The organism is Paenibacillus qinlingensis (assembly GCF_013204845.1).
GTDB lineage: Bacteria > Bacillota > Bacilli > Paenibacillales > NBRC-103111 > Paenibacillus_E > Paenibacillus_E qinlingensis.
In genome coordinates this window covers 16,439-32,109 of record NZ_JABMKY010000007.1, presented here as the reverse complement: position 1 = coordinate 32,109, position 15,671 = coordinate 16,439, and the positions used below count along the sequence as shown (strand labels likewise).

Genomic DNA, 15,671 nt, shown 5'->3' with positions numbered 1-15,671 from the left:
GTTATCCCTTAAGCAGTTTATTCTACTGCTTAGAGGATAACCCTTGTTATTTAAATCTACAATCAATTTGGACTGACAATTTACCTTTACTTGCTCTTTTGTGCCAGCATTTTCAGCAGAACCGTTACAGCCTCTGCTCTTGTTGTTTTACCATTCGCATCAAATTCGTTCGCGCCTTTTCCTTCTACAAGGCCAAGTTGCTTCACAGCTGCAACTGCGCCTCTCGTCCAAGCCGGAATATCCTTGTCGTCTGCAAAACCTGTTGCGATATTCGACTCAACGGTTAGACTGAGCGCATTCGCGATCATCGCTACCATCTCAGCGCGTGTAATTTCCTCATCCGGACGGAAAGAGCCGTCCTCATAACCTTTAATGACCCCAGCTTTCACCGCTTGCGCGATTGCTTTCTGCGCCCATGCGCCGATCTTCGCCGTATCTGTAAAAGTCAGCTCCGCTCCCGCTTCTTGCGGCTTCAGCGCATTCATCAGCATGACCGCGAATTCCGCGCGACTCACGGTAGAACCTGGCTTAAAAGTGCCGTCCGGATAACCAGTGACGATTCCGATGCTTACCGCTTGCTTGACGCTTGCCTCCGCCCAGTGTTCGGAGATATCGTTAAAGTTAATCGTCGGTTTCGTGTCCCCTGTTGGCACAGCTGCGGCTATGTCTACAACGAATACTGCATATTTCGTAAAATGATTGACATCTACGATGATGTGATCGCCGTCAACCTTGCCGCCGACTTCCACCCATTCCTTCTTCACTTCGTCATAGTAGAATACGACTGCCTTTTGATTGTCCTTTAAGCTATTCAGATCGAAGCTGAAAGTCAACGTTACCGGCTTACTGAAGTTACCTGAAAAGTTTTTCAAAATTTCAAAGATTGGACTGGCCAGAACCTCTTGTTTCGTTAAAAGATCTGGAGTGTCCAACACTTTTTCAATTGTCAATTTCAATTCTTTGTCTGTTGCGTTTGCCGGAATATCGATCTTGATCGCATCGCCCAAACGAACCTCGCCAGTTTTACCTGTAGGAAGCGTTAATTTACCCTCCATTGAGGTAACTTTGTCGTCGTTTGGAGACGCTGGCGTTGGAGATTGACCGCTGACACCGGATTCTTCCTGTGCCGCTCGGCTCACTGTAACGGTATATGTCTTCGTGGTCGTACCGTCCTGCGCCGTCGCCACCACCGTGATCGTGTTGCTTCCCACGCTCAAGCTAATGGCTTCCGATGCTGCTCCGCTCGCAACGGCTGTGCCGTTCACCTTCACTGTCGCGCTGATGTCCGACACCGTCGGCGTGACCGTGATACTGCTCACGCCATTAGCCACACTTGCCGTGTAGCTTGTCGTGCCAGATGCAAATACCGGACTCAACGTTCCACTCGACAGTCCCAACCCGCTCAAGTCAGCGTTGTTACTTAGCGCTGCGGCCGCTCGTGTCACCGTCACCGTGTACGTCTTCGTAGTCGTGCCATCCTCTGCCGTCACGATCGTCGTGATCGTGTTGCTTCCCACGCTCAAGCTAATGGCTTCCGATGCTGCTCCGCTCGCAACGGCTGTGCCGTTCACCTTCACTGTCGCGCTGATGTCCGACACCGTCGGCGTTACCGTGATACTGCTCACGCTATTGGCTACGCTGGCCGTGTAGCTTATCGTGCCGGATGCAAATACCGGACTCAGCGTTCCGCTTGATAACGACAAACCGCTCAAGTCAGCGTTGTTACTTAGCGCTGCGGCCGCTCGTGTCACCGTCACTGTGTACGTCTTCGTCGTCGTACCGTCCTGCGCAGTCGCCACCACCGTGATCGTGTTGCTGCCCACGCTCAAGCTAATGGCTCCCGATGTTGCTCCGCTCGCAACGGCTATGCCGTTCACCTTCACCGTCGCGTTACTGTCCGACACCGTTGGTGTTGCGGTGATGCTGCTCACGCCATTAGCCACACTTGTCGTGTAGCTTGTCGTGCCGGATGCAAACACCGGACTCAGCGTTCCGCTCGATAACGACAAGCCGCCTAAGTCAGCGTTGTTACTTAGCGCTGCTGCCGCTCGTGTCACCGTCACCGTGTACGTTTTCGTCGTTGTGCCATCCTCTGCCGTTACCATCGTCGTGATCGTGTTGCTTCCCACGCTCAAGCTAATGGCTTCCGATGCTGCTCCGCTCGCAACGGCTATGCCGTTCACCTTCACCGTCGCGTTACTGTCCGACACCGTTGGTGTTGCGGTGAAGCTGCTCACGCCATTAGCTACGCTAGCCGTGTAGCTTGTCGTGCCAGATGCAAATACCGGACTCAACGTTCCACTCGACAGACCCAAACCGCTCAAGTCAGCGTTGTTACTTAGCGCTGCGGCCGCTCGTGTCACCGTCACCGTGTACGTCTTCGTCGTTGTGCCATCCTCTGCCGTCACGACCGTCGTGATCGTGTTGCTCCCCACACTCAAGCTAATGGCTCCCGACGCTGCTCCGCTCGCAACGGCTGTGCCGTTCACCGTCACCGTCGCGTTACTGTCCGACAACGTCGGTGTTGCGGTGATGCTGCTCACGTTATTGACTACGCTGGCCGTGTAGCTTGTCGTGCCAGATGCAAATACCGGACTCAACGTTCCACTCGACAGACCCAAACCGCTCAAGTCAGCGTTGTTACTTAGCGCTGCGGCCGCTCGTGTCACCGTCACCGTGTACGTTTTCGTCGTTGTGCCATCCTCTGCCATTACCACCGTCGTGATCGTGTTGCTTCCTACGCTCAAGCTAATGACTTCCGATGCTGCTCCGCTCGCAACGGCTGTGCCGTTCACCGTCACCGTCGCGTTGCTGTCTGACACCGTCGGCGTGACCGTGATACTACTCACGCCATTAGCTACGCTCGCCGTGTAGCTTGTCGTGCCAGATGTAAATACCGGACTCAATGTTCCACTCGACAGTCCCAAATCGCTCAAGTCAGCGTTGTTACTTAGCGCTGCGGCGGCTCGTGTCACCGTCACCGTGTACGTCTTCGTCGTTGTGCCATCCTCTGCCGTTACTACCGTCGTGATCGTGTTGCTTCCCACGCTCAAGCTAATCTCTCCTGATGCTGCTCCGCTCGCAACGGCTGTGCCGTTCACCGTCACCGTCGCGTCGGCGTCCGACACCGTTGGCGTGACCGTAATACTGCTCACGTCATTCGCTACGCTCGCCGTGTAGCTTATTGTGCCAGAATCAAACAACGGACTCAATGTTCCACTCAACAGACCCAACCCGCTCAAGTCAGCGTTGTTACTTAGCGCTGCGGCCGCTCGTGTCACCGTCACCGTGTATGTCTTCGTCATTGTGCCATCCTCTGCCGTTACCACCGTCGTGATCGTGTTGCTCCCCGCGCTCAAGCTAATGGCTTCCGATGCTGCTCCGCTCGCAACGGCTGTGCCGTTCACCGTCACCGTCGCGTCGGCGTCTGACACCGTTGGCGTGACCGTAATACTGCTCACGTCATTCGCTACGCTCGCCGTGTAGCTTATCGTGCCAGATTCAAACACCGGACTCAATGTTCCGCTCGATAACGACAAGCTGTTTAAATCAGCATCGCTGTATTGTATTATCCTTCCATTATCCCCCACCGCTACATAAGTACCGTTGGAGGAGATGACACCTGTAAGTGATTCCTTGATTCCTGACGAGCGACTCGTCCAGGTTTCCCCGTCACTGGAGGTCAATATACTTCCACTGTGCCCCACCGCTACAAACTTGCCATCGTGGTAATTCACAGCTCGAAGATGCTTCGCGATGCCCGATGTACGGCTTGTCCAAGTTTCCCCATTACCGGAGGTCAATATCGATCCTGCTGTTCCCACCGCCACATACATGTTGGTACCGTTGCTGACGACATTTAAAAGATCATTTGTATGTAATGGGGATGTTTGATCCGTCCAGGTCACTGCATCACTGGAAGTCAAAATCGTCCCACCCCCTCCCACCGCTACAAACTTACCATTGCCGTACGTGACAGCATAAAGTTGATTCGTGGTGCCTGACGTGCCGACCGTCCAGGTCACTCCATCAGTGGAACTCACTATCGTACCACTGTCCCCCACCGCCACAAATGTATTAGTACCATAGGTAATGCCATTTAACACATTCTCGGTACCCGCTTCAGATGTGTCTGTCCAAGACACTCCATCAACTGAATTCAACACTTTTCCAGTGTACCCCACCGCTACAAACTTATTATTGCCATAGGTGACGGCATTACGTTGAATAAAACCTGACCTACGGACCGTCCAGAATGCTCCGTCATTGGAAGTCACTATCGTATCGTCTGTCCCAATAGCCACATACATACCGTTTCCGTAGCTCACACTAAGAAGATTCTTCGGGATGCCCGATGTACGACTCGTCCAGCTCGCTCCATCAGATGAGGTCAATATCATTCCACCGCCCCCCACCGCTACAAGCTTGCTGTTGCCGTAAGTCACGTCATAAAGATGATTCGCAGTATTAGACGTCCTGCTCGTCCAACTTATCCCATCATTGGATGCCAATATCATTCCATTATTCCCAACCACTATAAACGTACTGTTACCGTAGATAACACCATGAAGGAAATTCGTGTTACCCGACGCACGGTGCGCCCAACTCAGTCCATCACTGGATGTCAGTATGATTCCACTGAACCCTACCGCTATGAACATACCGTTGTCGTAGATAACATCCTTGAGATGAGCAATTACACCCGGAGAGCCATTCACCCAGGTCGATCCGTCACTCGAGGTCAGTATCGTCCCACTACTTCCCACCGTCACATACTTACCATTACCGTAGCTCACCTGACTAAGATCTTCAAGAGTGTTCGACATCTTGCTCGTCCAACTTTTGCCATCACTCGAGGTCAGTATTGTTCCATTGTTTCCAACCACCACAAACTGGCCATTGTCAAATTTGATACCATTTAGATATTCCGTAGTTCCCGACGGACGCCTCGTCCAACTTATACCATCACTTGAGCTCAATATCTCTCCAAACATCCCCACCGCTACATACATACCACTACCGTAGCTGATGTCATATAAGTCGTATGTTGTTCCAGACGTTCGGCTCGTCCAGCTTACTTCGTCACTAGATGTCAATATCGTTCCGTTGTCCCCCACTGACATATACATACCGTTCACATAGCTAATGCCATTCATATCTAGACTCGTGGGCAACGGACTCCGAATATTCCATTGATCAAAAGAAGCTGCAGAAACAAAACTAGGAGTCATTCCTACTAGCATACATAATAGCGTGAATAAAAAAATACAACGTCTAATCATAATTACGATCCTCACCTTTTCTTGAAACACGAATATAGTCCAATAAAAGTATAACAACAGCAAGGAATAGAATTCTTAATGGATTCTTAATGAAATGTAGAGTTGTATGCTACTCTTTCTTTTGGTGACTTGATATACTGTACAAAAGAGCCGTAACTATGGAGTGTGACACTAGTACAATGAACCCAGACAAAATTCTAATCGTTGACGACGAATCCGAAATCCGTCAGCTCATCCGTATTCACGTCGAACAGGCCGGAATGGAAGTTTTCGAAGCTGAATCAGGACAGGAAGCAATCGCGCAATTAAAGGGAACTCCTTTTAGCCTGATGATTCTCGATCTGATGATGGATGATCGAAACGGGTTCGAGGTCTTAAACTATCTGCGAGAGAATGAATCTGAGCTACTAGTCATCGTACTTAGTGCCAGAAGAGACGAAGAAGACAAGATCACCGCACTCGGTCTTGGCGCAGTAGATTTCGTTACTAAACCCTTTAGTCCAATGGAGCTTATTGCCCGTTTACAAACCAATCTCCGACGACTACGTCCCAAAGTTCATCTCAAAACCCCTGTGATTCAACTGAATAATTTGGAGCTCGATGTTGACAATCTACTCCTTATTAATAATGGAGAAAGATATACCTTGACTCAGATGGAGTGTGAACTCACTCATTTGTTTATGAGAAATCCCGATCGCGTATTAACCAAAAGAGAAATCTATAAGCAAATCTGGAATCACGAAAATTATGATGATAACACGTTAAGCGTTTTCATTAATCGACTACGCAAAAAGCTAGAACCTCTATCCTCTTCTCCCCAGCATATTCATACGATACGAAGTGTCGGTTATCGTTTTTCAGGAGATGGACTATGAGACTTCGTACAAAAATGTGGATTTCCGTCATTTCCAGCTACTTAATCAGCTTGATTGTATTCCTCATCCTCTTCAAATCGATAGCAAATATCGCTAATAACGGATATTCTTTACATATTTTGGACGAGATTGCACATTCCGCATTGGAATCGGCTCAAGAGCAGCAAGTATTCAGTAAGTATGGAATTGAATCAGCTTTAACACCTTTTTCCAAGGAACATCCGAAAATCCGTTTTGAATGGATCGCCTCTGATGGCACAACGATATACGACTCTTCCGGCATCATGAAACAATATCATTTTAAAGAACTGGCCGATCGTTTTCTCAACATGCGGTACACGCTATCTACCGACGGGAATCAGGTAACACTTGCCTATGCAGCAGAACAGAATGGGGAAACCTATTATTTACTAATGGGATTGCCTACTGATGCTTTAAAGCCAGGCCAAATGTATTTCTACATTCGTACCTTCGCAGTACTTTTTATTTTTGCATTACCTTTATTGGTCGCACTTTTAATACCGTACTTACTGTCTTCATGGTATTTCTACTCTATTAATAGGCGTATTCACAGGTTAAATATGGCCTTGAATCAGGTTAACATCCAAAGTAATGATATGGAGCTCAAAGATAACTCAAAGGATGAAATCGGTCATCTCACTCGGCATTACAATGACATGACTCGAAGGATACGGACGCAAGTCGCTCAAATTGAGCAATTGGAGAATAATCGCAAGCTCCTGTTGTCTAATTTGTCGCACGACCTGCGAACGCCTCTAACCATGGTGCTCGGCTATGCCGAGGTGATTCGAACTGGCCAATATAAAGATGAGAAGGAACTGCAGACCAGCGCTAAAATCATTCATCAGCGTTCCCGATACATGGACAAATTGCTTGATCAAATACTGGACGTCTCGCGACAGGATGCCGATATGTTGGAGATCGATGTTTCCTCTCATAACTTGTCTGAGCTCATTCGAAAGATCGCCTCTGATTACCTTCTCGTCATAGATGAAAAGGAATTCTTGCTAGAAGTGGAACTGCCGGAAAATGAAGTGTATGCCGATATAGACCCATCGCTAATTGAGAGGATGATCCGCAACCTGCTCGATAATGCCATTCGTCATGGGAGAGATGGACATTATCTCCAAATCGAGTTGTTTGAAGAAGAGCAAGCTGTGTGTATCACGGTGAAGGACAGGGGCAAAGGAGTTTCTCTGGAAGAACAAGAACGTATCTTTGAACGATTCTATCGTATAGATCGGGGAAGAAAAGGTGAAGGCCTTGGCATTGGACTTTCTATCGTCAAGGAAATCACCGAAGTTCATCATGGGAGCGTACAACTTACGAGTATTCCCTATGAGGAGACCGCGTTTCAAATTAAGCTGCCGAAACAGGATGAACCAAAATAAGAAACACCCAGTTAACCATATGGTCAACTGGGTGTTTCTTTCACCTTATTGCCCAGCCTTTACTTCAGCTAGCATGGAGAGGTCCACGAACTTGCTCAAGTTCAGCTCCTCCGGCTTAATGCCTTTGATGTATCTAGCGCCGATCGACACTTTCGCCATCTCTTCCATGACCTTGACATCAACATCCGTCGTCAGTTTCAGGCGGCTGAGCGAGGCTTTAATCAAGCCTTTGTCCATGCCCTTACCGCTGTATTGTTTCAGTTGATTGTTAATCAGATCATAGGCTTGGTCAGGACTGCTTTGAATGAACGCAATGCCGTCCAAATTAGCCTTGATCGCCCCCTTCACAATATCACGATGCTTGGCGATAAACGTATCACTGGCCACCATGATCACGGTAGGGTAGTCCCCCTTGTTTGGCGGGATCGCTTGCCAATCGGCAACAACTTTTCCGACCCCTGCCTTCTCAATCTGGGTCCCCCATGGTTCCGGGACCAAGGCAGCATCGATCTCTTTCTGACGGAAAGAGATGAGCGTATCCGCAGGAGAGCGAACGATGAGATGCGCGTTATCTGCGCCTCTACCTAGCGAAATTCCTGCTTGCCCAAGCAGTAGACGCAGTGAAATTTCATTCGTGTTTCCCTTAGCAGGAATCGCGATGGTTTTATCTCGCAAGTCAGCGGTCGTTTGAATACCCGCATCTGATCTCGCTACCAGCACGGCACCGCCGTTGTTGGATCCGGAGACCACGCGGAAATTGCCGCTTTTCAGAAAAAAGGTCGTCGCAGGTCCTGGACCTACGAATCCAACGTCGATATCCCCTGTCGCCATCGCGATGGACAGATCGGAACCGTTATCGAAAGGTGTCACTTCGATCTTTACTTCGTCGCCCCATTCGCGGGCAAAGTAACCTTTTTCCAGCGCGATGTACGCGGCGGCATGGGTCACATTTTTGAATACACCGACTCGAACGACTTGTGGTTTGCCGGATGCTGTCAGCTTCTCCTCACATGCACTCAGGAGTGTCATCGCGAAGAGTAACAGCAGAAGTATGTTAATACGTCTAGTCATCACGCCACTCCTCTACGACTTGGAGCCAGCGAGGCCGTAGCGCTCTAGCACTTTATCTTCTAATTTTTTGAAGCAGAAATGGTCAGAAACCGTGCCTAGCACAGCGATAATAATGACGATACAGAGCATCAAAGAGGTATCCCCGAGATTACGTCCATCCTGCAAAAGCTGACCTAACCCCGCACCTTTCGCAATCAGCTCACCAGCAACGAGTGCCCGCCAAGCGAATGCCCATGCTGTACGTACACCGTTGATCAAATGAGGAAAGGAAGCTGGAATCATCACCTGTAGAAATAGGTTAAAACCATTCCCTGTCCCCATCGTCTGAGCGGCGCGCAAATAAATCGGCGGGATATTCTTGATCCCTGTACGGCTTGCCAAAGCCATCGTCCAGGTGGCACCTAACGTTGTAATGAAAATAACCGATGATTCGTTTAATCCGAACCAAATAATAGCAAAAGGCAACCAAGCAATACTCGGAATGGTCTGCAATGAAACGACTAGAAAGCCTAACGTGTCATCGAGCCAGCGATATCTAGCAAATAGGAAGCCTAACGTCGTTCCAATGACGAGTGACAAAGCAAAGGAAATGAGCAATCGCAGCATACTCGCACCTGCAGCTTGCAGCAGCTCACCGTGTACGATACCATCGTAGAAAGCTTGCAGTGTCTGGGAAACCGAAGGAAATTTCCAGCCCCAATCGAAAATTCTATATCCCGCCTCCCAAGCTATCAGAAGCAGTACCAGAAAAATCGTTCTTCTTAATGCTGTACTCATCGCCAGTCTCCTCTCTCACAACTTTCTCCAGCTCATCCGCCAGTGCGTCCATAATCAACGCCTCCATATGATGGAGCACGGAATCTGCGCTATCGCGAGGTCTCGCTGCTTTGACAGTGAACTCCTTCTTGATCGTGCCGGGACGTGTAGACATCACCAGAACCCGATCCGATAGGATGACCGCTTCGCGAATGTTGTGGGTAATGAAGAGAATCGTTTTGCGCGTACGCATCCATATTTCTTCCAATTCTTTATGCAAAATAAGGCGTGTTTGCTCGTCTAGTGCCGCGAAAGGCTCGTCCATCAGCAGTATTTCCGGATCCATCGCGAGCGCTCTGGCAATCGCTGCCCGCTGTTTCATCCCGCCTGAGAGCTCATGCGGATACCGGTCCGCGAAACGGCTCAGATGCACAGATTTGATCTGCTCCATCGCCATCTCGTGGCGTTCTTTCTTCGCGATTCCCTTCTGCTTCAGGCCAAAGGCCACATTGTCTAGAACCGTCAGCCATGGGAACAACCCATGCTCCTGAAACACGACGACGCGATCCGCACCGGCGCCTGTTACCTTTTTCCCATTGACCTGAATGGTGCCTTCAGATTGTGTATCAAACCCTGCTACAAGGTTCAGAACTGTCGATTTCCCACAGCCTGAAGGGCCTAGCAGTGAGACGAACTCCCCTTTTTGAATCGTTAGTGTGATATCGTCCAACGCTTTGTAATTGCCGCCGATACGCTGGTTGAACGTCTTGCTGACTCCCTTAATTTCGATCAAGCTCTCTCATCCCCCACGTTGTCGCGTTAGAATAACATTTTAAGACCTGCCAACCCTAAACCGATGATGAATCCACAGATAGCACCATTCACCCGAATCCATTGCAGATCGCTGCCGATCTTCTCTTCCATGAGCACCGTCAACTTCTCGTTGTCGAGTTTGTCTAGGTTCTCTTTCACCAGTTGGCCGATTTTACTGTGATTTTGTTCCACATAAGACGCGATCTGCTCTTGAATCCAGTCTTCACCCTTGTGCAGCATATCAGGGTTTTCGCGGATGGATAGAAGAACTTTACGGATAATTGGCACCACATGGTGCGGAACAAAATCGGGATCATCAATGAACGCTTCCGCTTTTTCTTTTAGATTAGAGAGTAGATGCGCTAACTTCTCATCTAGATCGAATATTTCTGGAAGCTTCGTTTTTAGTTTTTCCAGTTCAGCTAGCAGCTGTGGATTGCGTTCTAACTTGTGCAGTTCGCTCCGGATAAACGTGAGTACAGATTCCCGACGCGGATGGTTTTTCGTACGCATTTGTTCAATGTAGGAGAGTACGAAATTCTGGATAATGCCACCGATTTTCTCCTCGTTCACCATCCCGATAAAGGCATTCACAGCAAACGCCATGAAGCCATTGGACTGTAGTCCCTCGAAAGCTTTGATCGCCATCGCGCCTAACTGGTCACGAGTATCCGCTTTGATCGCCCAAGCTGCCACTTTGTCTAGGACAAAATCGAATGTTTTGCCATCGTATCCGCCATCCTCGATGCTGTCTATGACCGTTCTTACAAGACGACTTGTGTCCACATCTTGAATCGCTTTATGAATCTCCTCTGCCAAGAGAGGAGTTAATTTCTCAAGGTCAATTGCTTGAAGAGCTTGTTTCGCTAGCGCAGTGAGCCCTTTGTGCAAGGACACATTGTCCAATTGCTTGTCCGCCAGCTCTAGCCCGCGCTCCAAGAACCGGATTTGTTGCAGGCGAGCACGAATGGTTTCTTTGGAGAGCAGCTCATTCTGCACAGTGGAAACGAGCGCCTTCGTAATCTTCTCCCGATTGTTCGGCAACAGCGCCGTGTGCGGAATGGGAATGCCAAGCGGGTGACGGAAAAGAGCGCTAACTGCGAACCAGTCGGCCAAACCGCCGACTACCCCAGCCTCGAACCCGCCTTGTAGGAACGTCCCCCACACGGTGCCGGATACTGCTGTTGGCAACGTAGCCAGAAAGCCCGCGCCCATAACACCAAGTGAAACCGTTGCTATATACTTTGCTTCTTTTTTCATCGTCATAACATCTCTTTCCTCGTGGGGTTGATGAATCATTCCTTTTATTTTATCACATTTTGGAAGGAAAGGTGGGAGGGGTGTTGGTGGGGGAGGAATTGGGGGCAGACTAGCTGTTGGAAACGGCAGTTGCAGGACCATCAATGGCAGAAACCACAATTATAGGAGCGATAATTACTGGAACGTCAGTTGCTGGAACCACAGTTATAGGAAAGACAATTACAGAGACAACATTTGCAAGAACCACAGTTCTAGCAATAACAAATACGGAATGACAGTTTCAGCAACGACGATTACAGAGACAACTGCTGTTTTAACCCTTTTAGCTGCTGTTCATCGCAACATGTACAATTATCCGCCTTAGTGACTCCTGTTTGTTTCAAACAAATCAAACTCCCTTCCTCCTCTTCCGTTACACTCACACTCCCTACGCACAAAATAACTGGATTTTACGTAGCTAATTTTGTACTTTCTCGCTTGATTTGGTATTTAGATGGAAAATATGCAGCTGATTTCGCCTAATTTCCTCATTTCCATCGAATTGGCTTGGATTAGCTGTAGGAAATCCAGTTATTTGTTGTAAACGGCAGAATACTGTATAAATAACTGGAGAATATCCATTTAATCACCAATGTGGTCGCTAGGGTGACGGAGTGCTCAGGGGGGATCGGGTGACTGGGCAATCGGGGGCTGGCTGAGGTGAAGAGGGAGATCGGTGACAGGGCAATCGGGGGCTGGCTGAGGTGAAGGGAGATCGGTGACAGGGCAATCGGGGGATGCTGGCTAGGGTGACGGAGGATCGGTGACAGGGCAATCGGATGATGCTGGCTAGGGTGACGGGAGATCGGTGACAGGGCAATCGGATGATGCTGGCTAGGGTGACGGAGGATCGGTGACAGGGCAATCGGGGGATGCTGGCAGATTACAGGGTAATGGTGACGGACGCGGGATGACTGCAAACTTATGATGGATGCAATTGCATTCTGTACGCCCAGTATAGAAACCACAAAAAAGAGAGCCACTGTCGGCTCCCCAATTTGCAATCTTATCGCTCGCCTTCCCACTCCGCATAAAACTGCTGCAGATAAAGCTCCATGAAGCGATGCCGCTCCTCCGCGAGCTGCCTTGCGTAGGCCGTATTCATAAGCTCCTTCAACTTGAGGAGCTTCTCGTAAAAGTGATTAATCGCGGTGTCGTTGCCCCCGCGATACTCCGCCTCTGTCATGTGCTCGCGCGCGATGACGGAAGGATCATGAATCGGGCGGCCTTTCCAGCCCGAATAGGCAAACACGCGCGAGATGCCCACCGCGCCAATAGCATCCAACCGGTCGGCATCCTGCACGACCTGGCCCTCCAGCGTGCGCATCGGCGGACGCGCGCCGCCTTTATAAGACATCGTGCTGATAATCTCCAGCACGTGCTCTACTTGCGCCGCCGGCGTGCCGCTGGCGGCGAGCCAAGCCTCCAGCTCGCGCTGCGCCGCAGCTGGATCGGCGTTAAGCTTCTCGTCGACAACGTCGTGAAGCAACGCCGCAAGCTCGCAGACGAAGCGGTCAGCGCCCTCCTGGGCGGCAATGCGCTTCGTCGTCTGCACCACGCGATAAATATGCCACCAATCGTGGCCGCTGCTATCGCGCTCTAGCTTTTCCTTCACGAGTGTCTCCGCCGCGAGTAATATCCGTTGTTGATCCTCTAGTCTCTCTCCATCTGCTCTACCCTCAAACTGCATCATTTCTTCTTCTTCCTCTTCCCTTGTCCAGACTTTCCTTCCAATTTTTCTTGCTCAGTCTTCCCTTGTCCAGACTTCCCTTCCAATTTTTCTTGCTCAGTCTTCCCTTGTCCTGACTTTCCTTGTTCCAGCTTATCAGAATGATCTTCTTTAGCACTCTCATCACTCAAAAGTTCTCCACCGGATACGTTCTCATCAAGATGTCCAAGCTCTCCGGCAATCTCATTACCCGCATGAAGCTTAAGCGCAACTGCTTTACTATCATCCGTTTTCTTCGGTTCAGGTACTTTGCCATCTATCTGTTTTTGTATGATTTTTTTGAAATTTTTGCCGTACTTATCCTCCAGCTTTGTCCCCATATCCTGCTGAAGCTCCTGTAACACGACACTGCTGCAAAAATGATTATACAACAGCTCCACCATCGCAGGATGCTCGGTTATCATCGCCACCGTGGGATCTTCGACGCCTCGCGTGCCAATAATCGCCAGTTTACGATCAATAAGTATCGCGAATTTACGCCCCTGCTGCCCCTTCAGACCCTCGCCACGTTTACGTGCAAATGGGTAGAAACCAGCTCCCGCATCACGTGTAGGCATCACAATAATACGCACGCCCTGTGCAGACACCTCGCGGATATCATCCTTCAGCAGCTTCGCTTCCTCTGGAGACAGATCACAGAACGCTTCCTCGTGCGCTTTCCTAAGCTCCGAACGAATACGTTCGATAACCTTGGTTTCACCCTCCAAGCTGAAATACTCCGACATATGCGTCTCTTGCTTGGGCAGATGCTCTTTCACGTAACGGATAGAGGCTTGCAGCTCCGCTTCCATCCGCTCGCCGATTTCCTCAATCGGTACGCTCTGATATACGGTTGGTTCACCATGACTCGTGAGCACTGCGCCCTTTTCTGCGAGCTTTTGTAAAGCTGCATATACGTTCGAACGCGATACGCCAAGCCCCTTGGCGATTTCATAGCCAGTTTGCGTACCACTCACTGCTAGTACGTGCAGACACTTTGCTTCCAAATCCGTGAAGCCAAGGTTTTTCAAATGCTGTAGAACATTTTCCATGGCGCAGCCCCCCTCATATCCCTATTGTAGCACGATCAAAAGCATAGTCGTATCGTTTCACAGTACGTCCAAATTAATTTTTATATTGACAATGATAATCATTATCACATAATATGGTGGAAGTTAATGGGTTGCTTTTTTATATAACCACTAGGAGGTCCACCATGTCCAAAATTATCATCGTATTCGCAAGCATGTCTGGAAATACAGAAGAACTCGCTGAGGCGATTGCAGCCGGCATTCAAGAGGCAGGGATAGAGCCTGTTCTCAAAAACGTCATGGATACGAACGCGAGTGAGCTCGAGAAATATGAAGGTGTTCTCCTCGGGGCTTATACGTGGGGAGATGGCGATTTACCGGATGAGTACGAAGATTTCTACGATGAAATGGATGACATTAATCTAGAAGGACGCAAGTTCGGCGTATTTGGTTCTGCTGATTCTTCTTACACCTATTTTGGCAAAGCAGTAGATACGCTTGAAGAGAAGTTGGCTGAAATTGGCGGGGAAAAAGTATTTGATGGTTTCAAAGTAGAACTTAATCCATCCAAGGATGAGAAACAATTGTGCCATGAGCTTGGCCTTAAATTCGCAGCAGCACTAGCCTAATATCAGCACTTTATTAAAAATTAAAGACCGGACAGCAGCCCCTGCGGCCACAATCCGGTCCCTTCTTCACAACGTTTCTACTTCGGCTATCTCGATGTAGGTCATACTTTTCAACTCATCATATACTTCGGAAGCATATTTGCGATCAATATACACGATGAAATTCAGTTCCTGCAGTTCTTGGTTCAATTCTTTGATATGAACACTTTTCATTTTGTATCCTTTGGCAATAATCGCTTTAATAATCGTCGTTAAATTTCCCTCATGAGAAACAATCAGACGCACACGAAGATCTTTCATGATCAGCGGTCTCGGACCCATTTTCTTAATAAAATAAGGTAACACGATTACGCTGATGAGAATTAGCAAGAGTCCGAAGAAGGCTTCAACGTAGAATCCTGCACCAACTGCAATTCCAAGTCCCGCAGCTCCCCAAATCATGGCAGCCGTTGTCAAACCGCTAATAACATCATTGTGCTTACGAAGAATAACACCTGCTCCTAGAAACCCAATCCCGCTTACTACTTGCGCTGCTAGCCTCATAGGGTCCATGACGTGTAAACCAGCAACCGCATACTTATTTGCCGATTCGATGGACACGATGGTTAATAGGCAGCTGCTTAAACAAATGACAAGCGATGTCTTCAGTCCAAGCGGTTTATTCCTTATTTCCCGTTCCAATCCAATAATTAATCCAAATATTGCTGAAATCCCAAGTTTCATTAAAATATGCAGATCTACAGTAAGTTCCATTGTCTTTAACTCCTCTAGTTAACTTAGTTAACTAATCTTTAC

Annotated in this window: 13 protein-coding genes; 4 read left to right on the top strand and 9 right to left on the bottom strand. The window is 48.9% G+C overall.

Annotated elements, in window-relative coordinates; all coding sequences use genetic code 11:
• Positions 1-86: 86 nt before the first annotated feature.
• Positions 87-5,282, bottom strand: coding sequence for a cadherin-like beta sandwich domain-containing protein (locus tag HQN88_RS14875; RefSeq protein WP_173113221.1), 5,196 nt, complete (start codon positions 5,280-5,282; stop codon positions 87-89).
• Positions 5,283-5,461: 179 nt separating this feature from the next.
• Here HQN88_RS14875 and HQN88_RS14870 point away from each other — a divergent pair, with 179 nt between their 5' ends.
• Positions 5,462-6,157 (top strand): response regulator transcription factor, encoded by a 696-nt coding sequence (locus tag HQN88_RS14870; RefSeq protein ID WP_173113218.1) that lies wholly within the window; start codon positions 5,462-5,464, stop codon positions 6,155-6,157.
• Positions 6,154-7,569 carry a sensor histidine kinase gene (locus HQN88_RS14865; RefSeq protein WP_173113215.1) on the top strand — a complete coding sequence of 472 codons (1,416 nt, stop codon included), beginning with the start codon at positions 6,154-6,156 and terminating at the stop codon, positions 7,567-7,569. The genes HQN88_RS14870 and HQN88_RS14865 overlap by 4 nt, the downstream gene beginning before the upstream one ends.
• A 45-nt stretch (positions 7,570-7,614) precedes the next feature.
• On the opposite strand, the gene HQN88_RS14860 is transcribed toward HQN88_RS14865, so the two are convergent.
• From HQN88_RS14860 to HQN88_RS14845, 4 genes are read right to left on the bottom strand one after another with little or no spacing between them, the layout of a single operon-like run.
• A complete protein-coding gene (locus HQN88_RS14860) occupies positions 7,615-8,640 on the bottom strand; it encodes an ABC transporter substrate-binding protein (protein ID WP_173113213.1) in 1,026 nt (341 codons plus the stop codon).
• Positions 8,641-8,652: 12 nt separating this feature from the next.
• A complete protein-coding gene (locus tag HQN88_RS14855) occupies positions 8,653-9,417 on the bottom strand; it encodes an ABC transporter permease (RefSeq protein WP_173113210.1) in 765 nt (254 codons plus the stop codon).
• Positions 9,350-10,189, bottom strand: coding sequence for an ABC transporter ATP-binding protein (locus HQN88_RS14850; protein ID WP_173113207.1), 840 nt, complete (start codon positions 10,187-10,189; stop codon positions 9,350-9,352). Before HQN88_RS14850 ends, HQN88_RS14855 begins: the two co-directional genes overlap by 68 nt.
• 26 nt (positions 10,190-10,215) lie before the next feature.
• Complete coding sequence (locus HQN88_RS14845; protein WP_173113203.1) at positions 10,216-11,475, bottom strand: DUF445 domain-containing protein; 1,260 nt, start codon at positions 11,473-11,475, stop codon at positions 10,216-10,218.
• 110 nt (positions 11,476-11,585) lie between these two features.
• Here HQN88_RS14845 and HQN88_RS14840 point away from each other — a divergent pair, with 110 nt between their 5' ends.
• Positions 11,586-11,744 carry a hypothetical protein gene (locus HQN88_RS14840; RefSeq protein WP_173113200.1) on the top strand — a complete coding sequence of 53 codons (159 nt, stop codon included), beginning with the start codon at positions 11,586-11,588 and terminating at the stop codon, positions 11,742-11,744.
• 276 nt (positions 11,745-12,020) lie between these two features.
• Here HQN88_RS14840 and HQN88_RS14835 read toward each other — a convergent pair whose 3' ends face one another.
• Genes HQN88_RS14835 through HQN88_RS14825 form a run of 3 tightly spaced genes read right to left on the bottom strand, consistent with a single transcriptional unit; the run spans position 12,021 to position 14,268 of the window.
• Entirely contained in the window at positions 12,021-12,512 is a 492-nt protein-coding gene (locus tag HQN88_RS14835; RefSeq protein ID WP_173113197.1) for a hypothetical protein, read from the bottom strand.
• A 2-nt stretch (positions 12,513-12,514) separates the two neighbouring features.
• Positions 12,515-13,201 (bottom strand): HD domain-containing protein, encoded by a 687-nt coding sequence (locus HQN88_RS14830; RefSeq protein WP_246320254.1) that lies wholly within the window; start codon positions 13,199-13,201, stop codon positions 12,515-12,517.
• Positions 13,198-14,268: a TrmB family transcriptional regulator gene (locus tag HQN88_RS14825; protein WP_173113194.1), complete on the bottom strand. Its 1,071-nt coding sequence runs from the start codon at positions 14,266-14,268 to the stop codon at positions 13,198-13,200. The genes HQN88_RS14830 and HQN88_RS14825 overlap by 4 nt, the downstream gene beginning before the upstream one ends.
• Before the next feature lie 164 nt (positions 14,269-14,432).
• Between HQN88_RS14825 and HQN88_RS14820 the strand changes: the two genes are divergently transcribed.
• Positions 14,433-14,876, top strand: coding sequence for a flavodoxin (locus tag HQN88_RS14820; protein ID WP_173113191.1), 444 nt, complete (start codon positions 14,433-14,435; stop codon positions 14,874-14,876).
• A 66-nt stretch (positions 14,877-14,942) separates the two neighbouring features.
• Here the strand turns inward: HQN88_RS14820 and HQN88_RS14815 are convergent, their stop codons facing one another.
• On the bottom strand, positions 14,943-15,629 hold the full coding sequence (locus HQN88_RS14815) for an MgtC/SapB family protein (protein WP_173113188.1): 687 nt from the start codon (positions 15,627-15,629) through the stop codon (positions 14,943-14,945).
• Positions 15,630-15,671: the final 42 nt, after the last annotated feature.

What these genes read in the sequence shown, in the direction of transcription:
- HQN88_RS14875 (WP_173113221.1), bottom strand. Translation starts at nt 5,282, where the DNA reads ATGATTAGACGTTGTATTTTTTTATTCACGCTATTATGTATGCTAGTA.
- HQN88_RS14870 (WP_173113218.1), top strand. Translation starts at nt 5,462, where the DNA reads ATGAACCCAGACAAAATTCTAATCGTTGACGACGAATCCGAAATCCGT.
- HQN88_RS14865 (WP_173113215.1), top strand. Translation starts at nt 6,154, where the DNA reads ATGAGACTTCGTACAAAAATGTGGATTTCCGTCATTTCCAGCTACTTA.
- HQN88_RS14860 (WP_173113213.1), bottom strand. Translation starts at nt 8,640, where the DNA reads ATGACTAGACGTATTAACATACTTCTGCTGTTACTCTTCGCGATGACA.
- HQN88_RS14855 (WP_173113210.1), bottom strand. Translation starts at nt 9,417, where the DNA reads ATGAGTACAGCATTAAGAAGAACGATTTTTCTGGTACTGCTTCTGATA.
- HQN88_RS14845 (WP_173113203.1), bottom strand. Translation starts at nt 11,475, where the DNA reads ATGACGATGAAAAAAGAAGCAAAGTATATAGCAACGGTTTCACTTGGT.
- HQN88_RS14830 (WP_246320254.1), bottom strand. Translation starts at nt 13,201, where the DNA reads ATGATGCAGTTTGAGGGTAGAGCAGATGGAGAGAGACTAGAGGATCAA.
- HQN88_RS14825 (WP_173113194.1), bottom strand. Translation starts at nt 14,268, where the DNA reads ATGGAAAATGTTCTACAGCATTTGAAAAACCTTGGCTTCACGGATTTG.
- HQN88_RS14820 (WP_173113191.1), top strand. Translation starts at nt 14,433, where the DNA reads ATGTCCAAAATTATCATCGTATTCGCAAGCATGTCTGGAAATACAGAA.
- HQN88_RS14815 (WP_173113188.1), bottom strand. Translation starts at nt 15,629, where the DNA reads ATGGAACTTACTGTAGATCTGCATATTTTAATGAAACTTGGGATTTCA.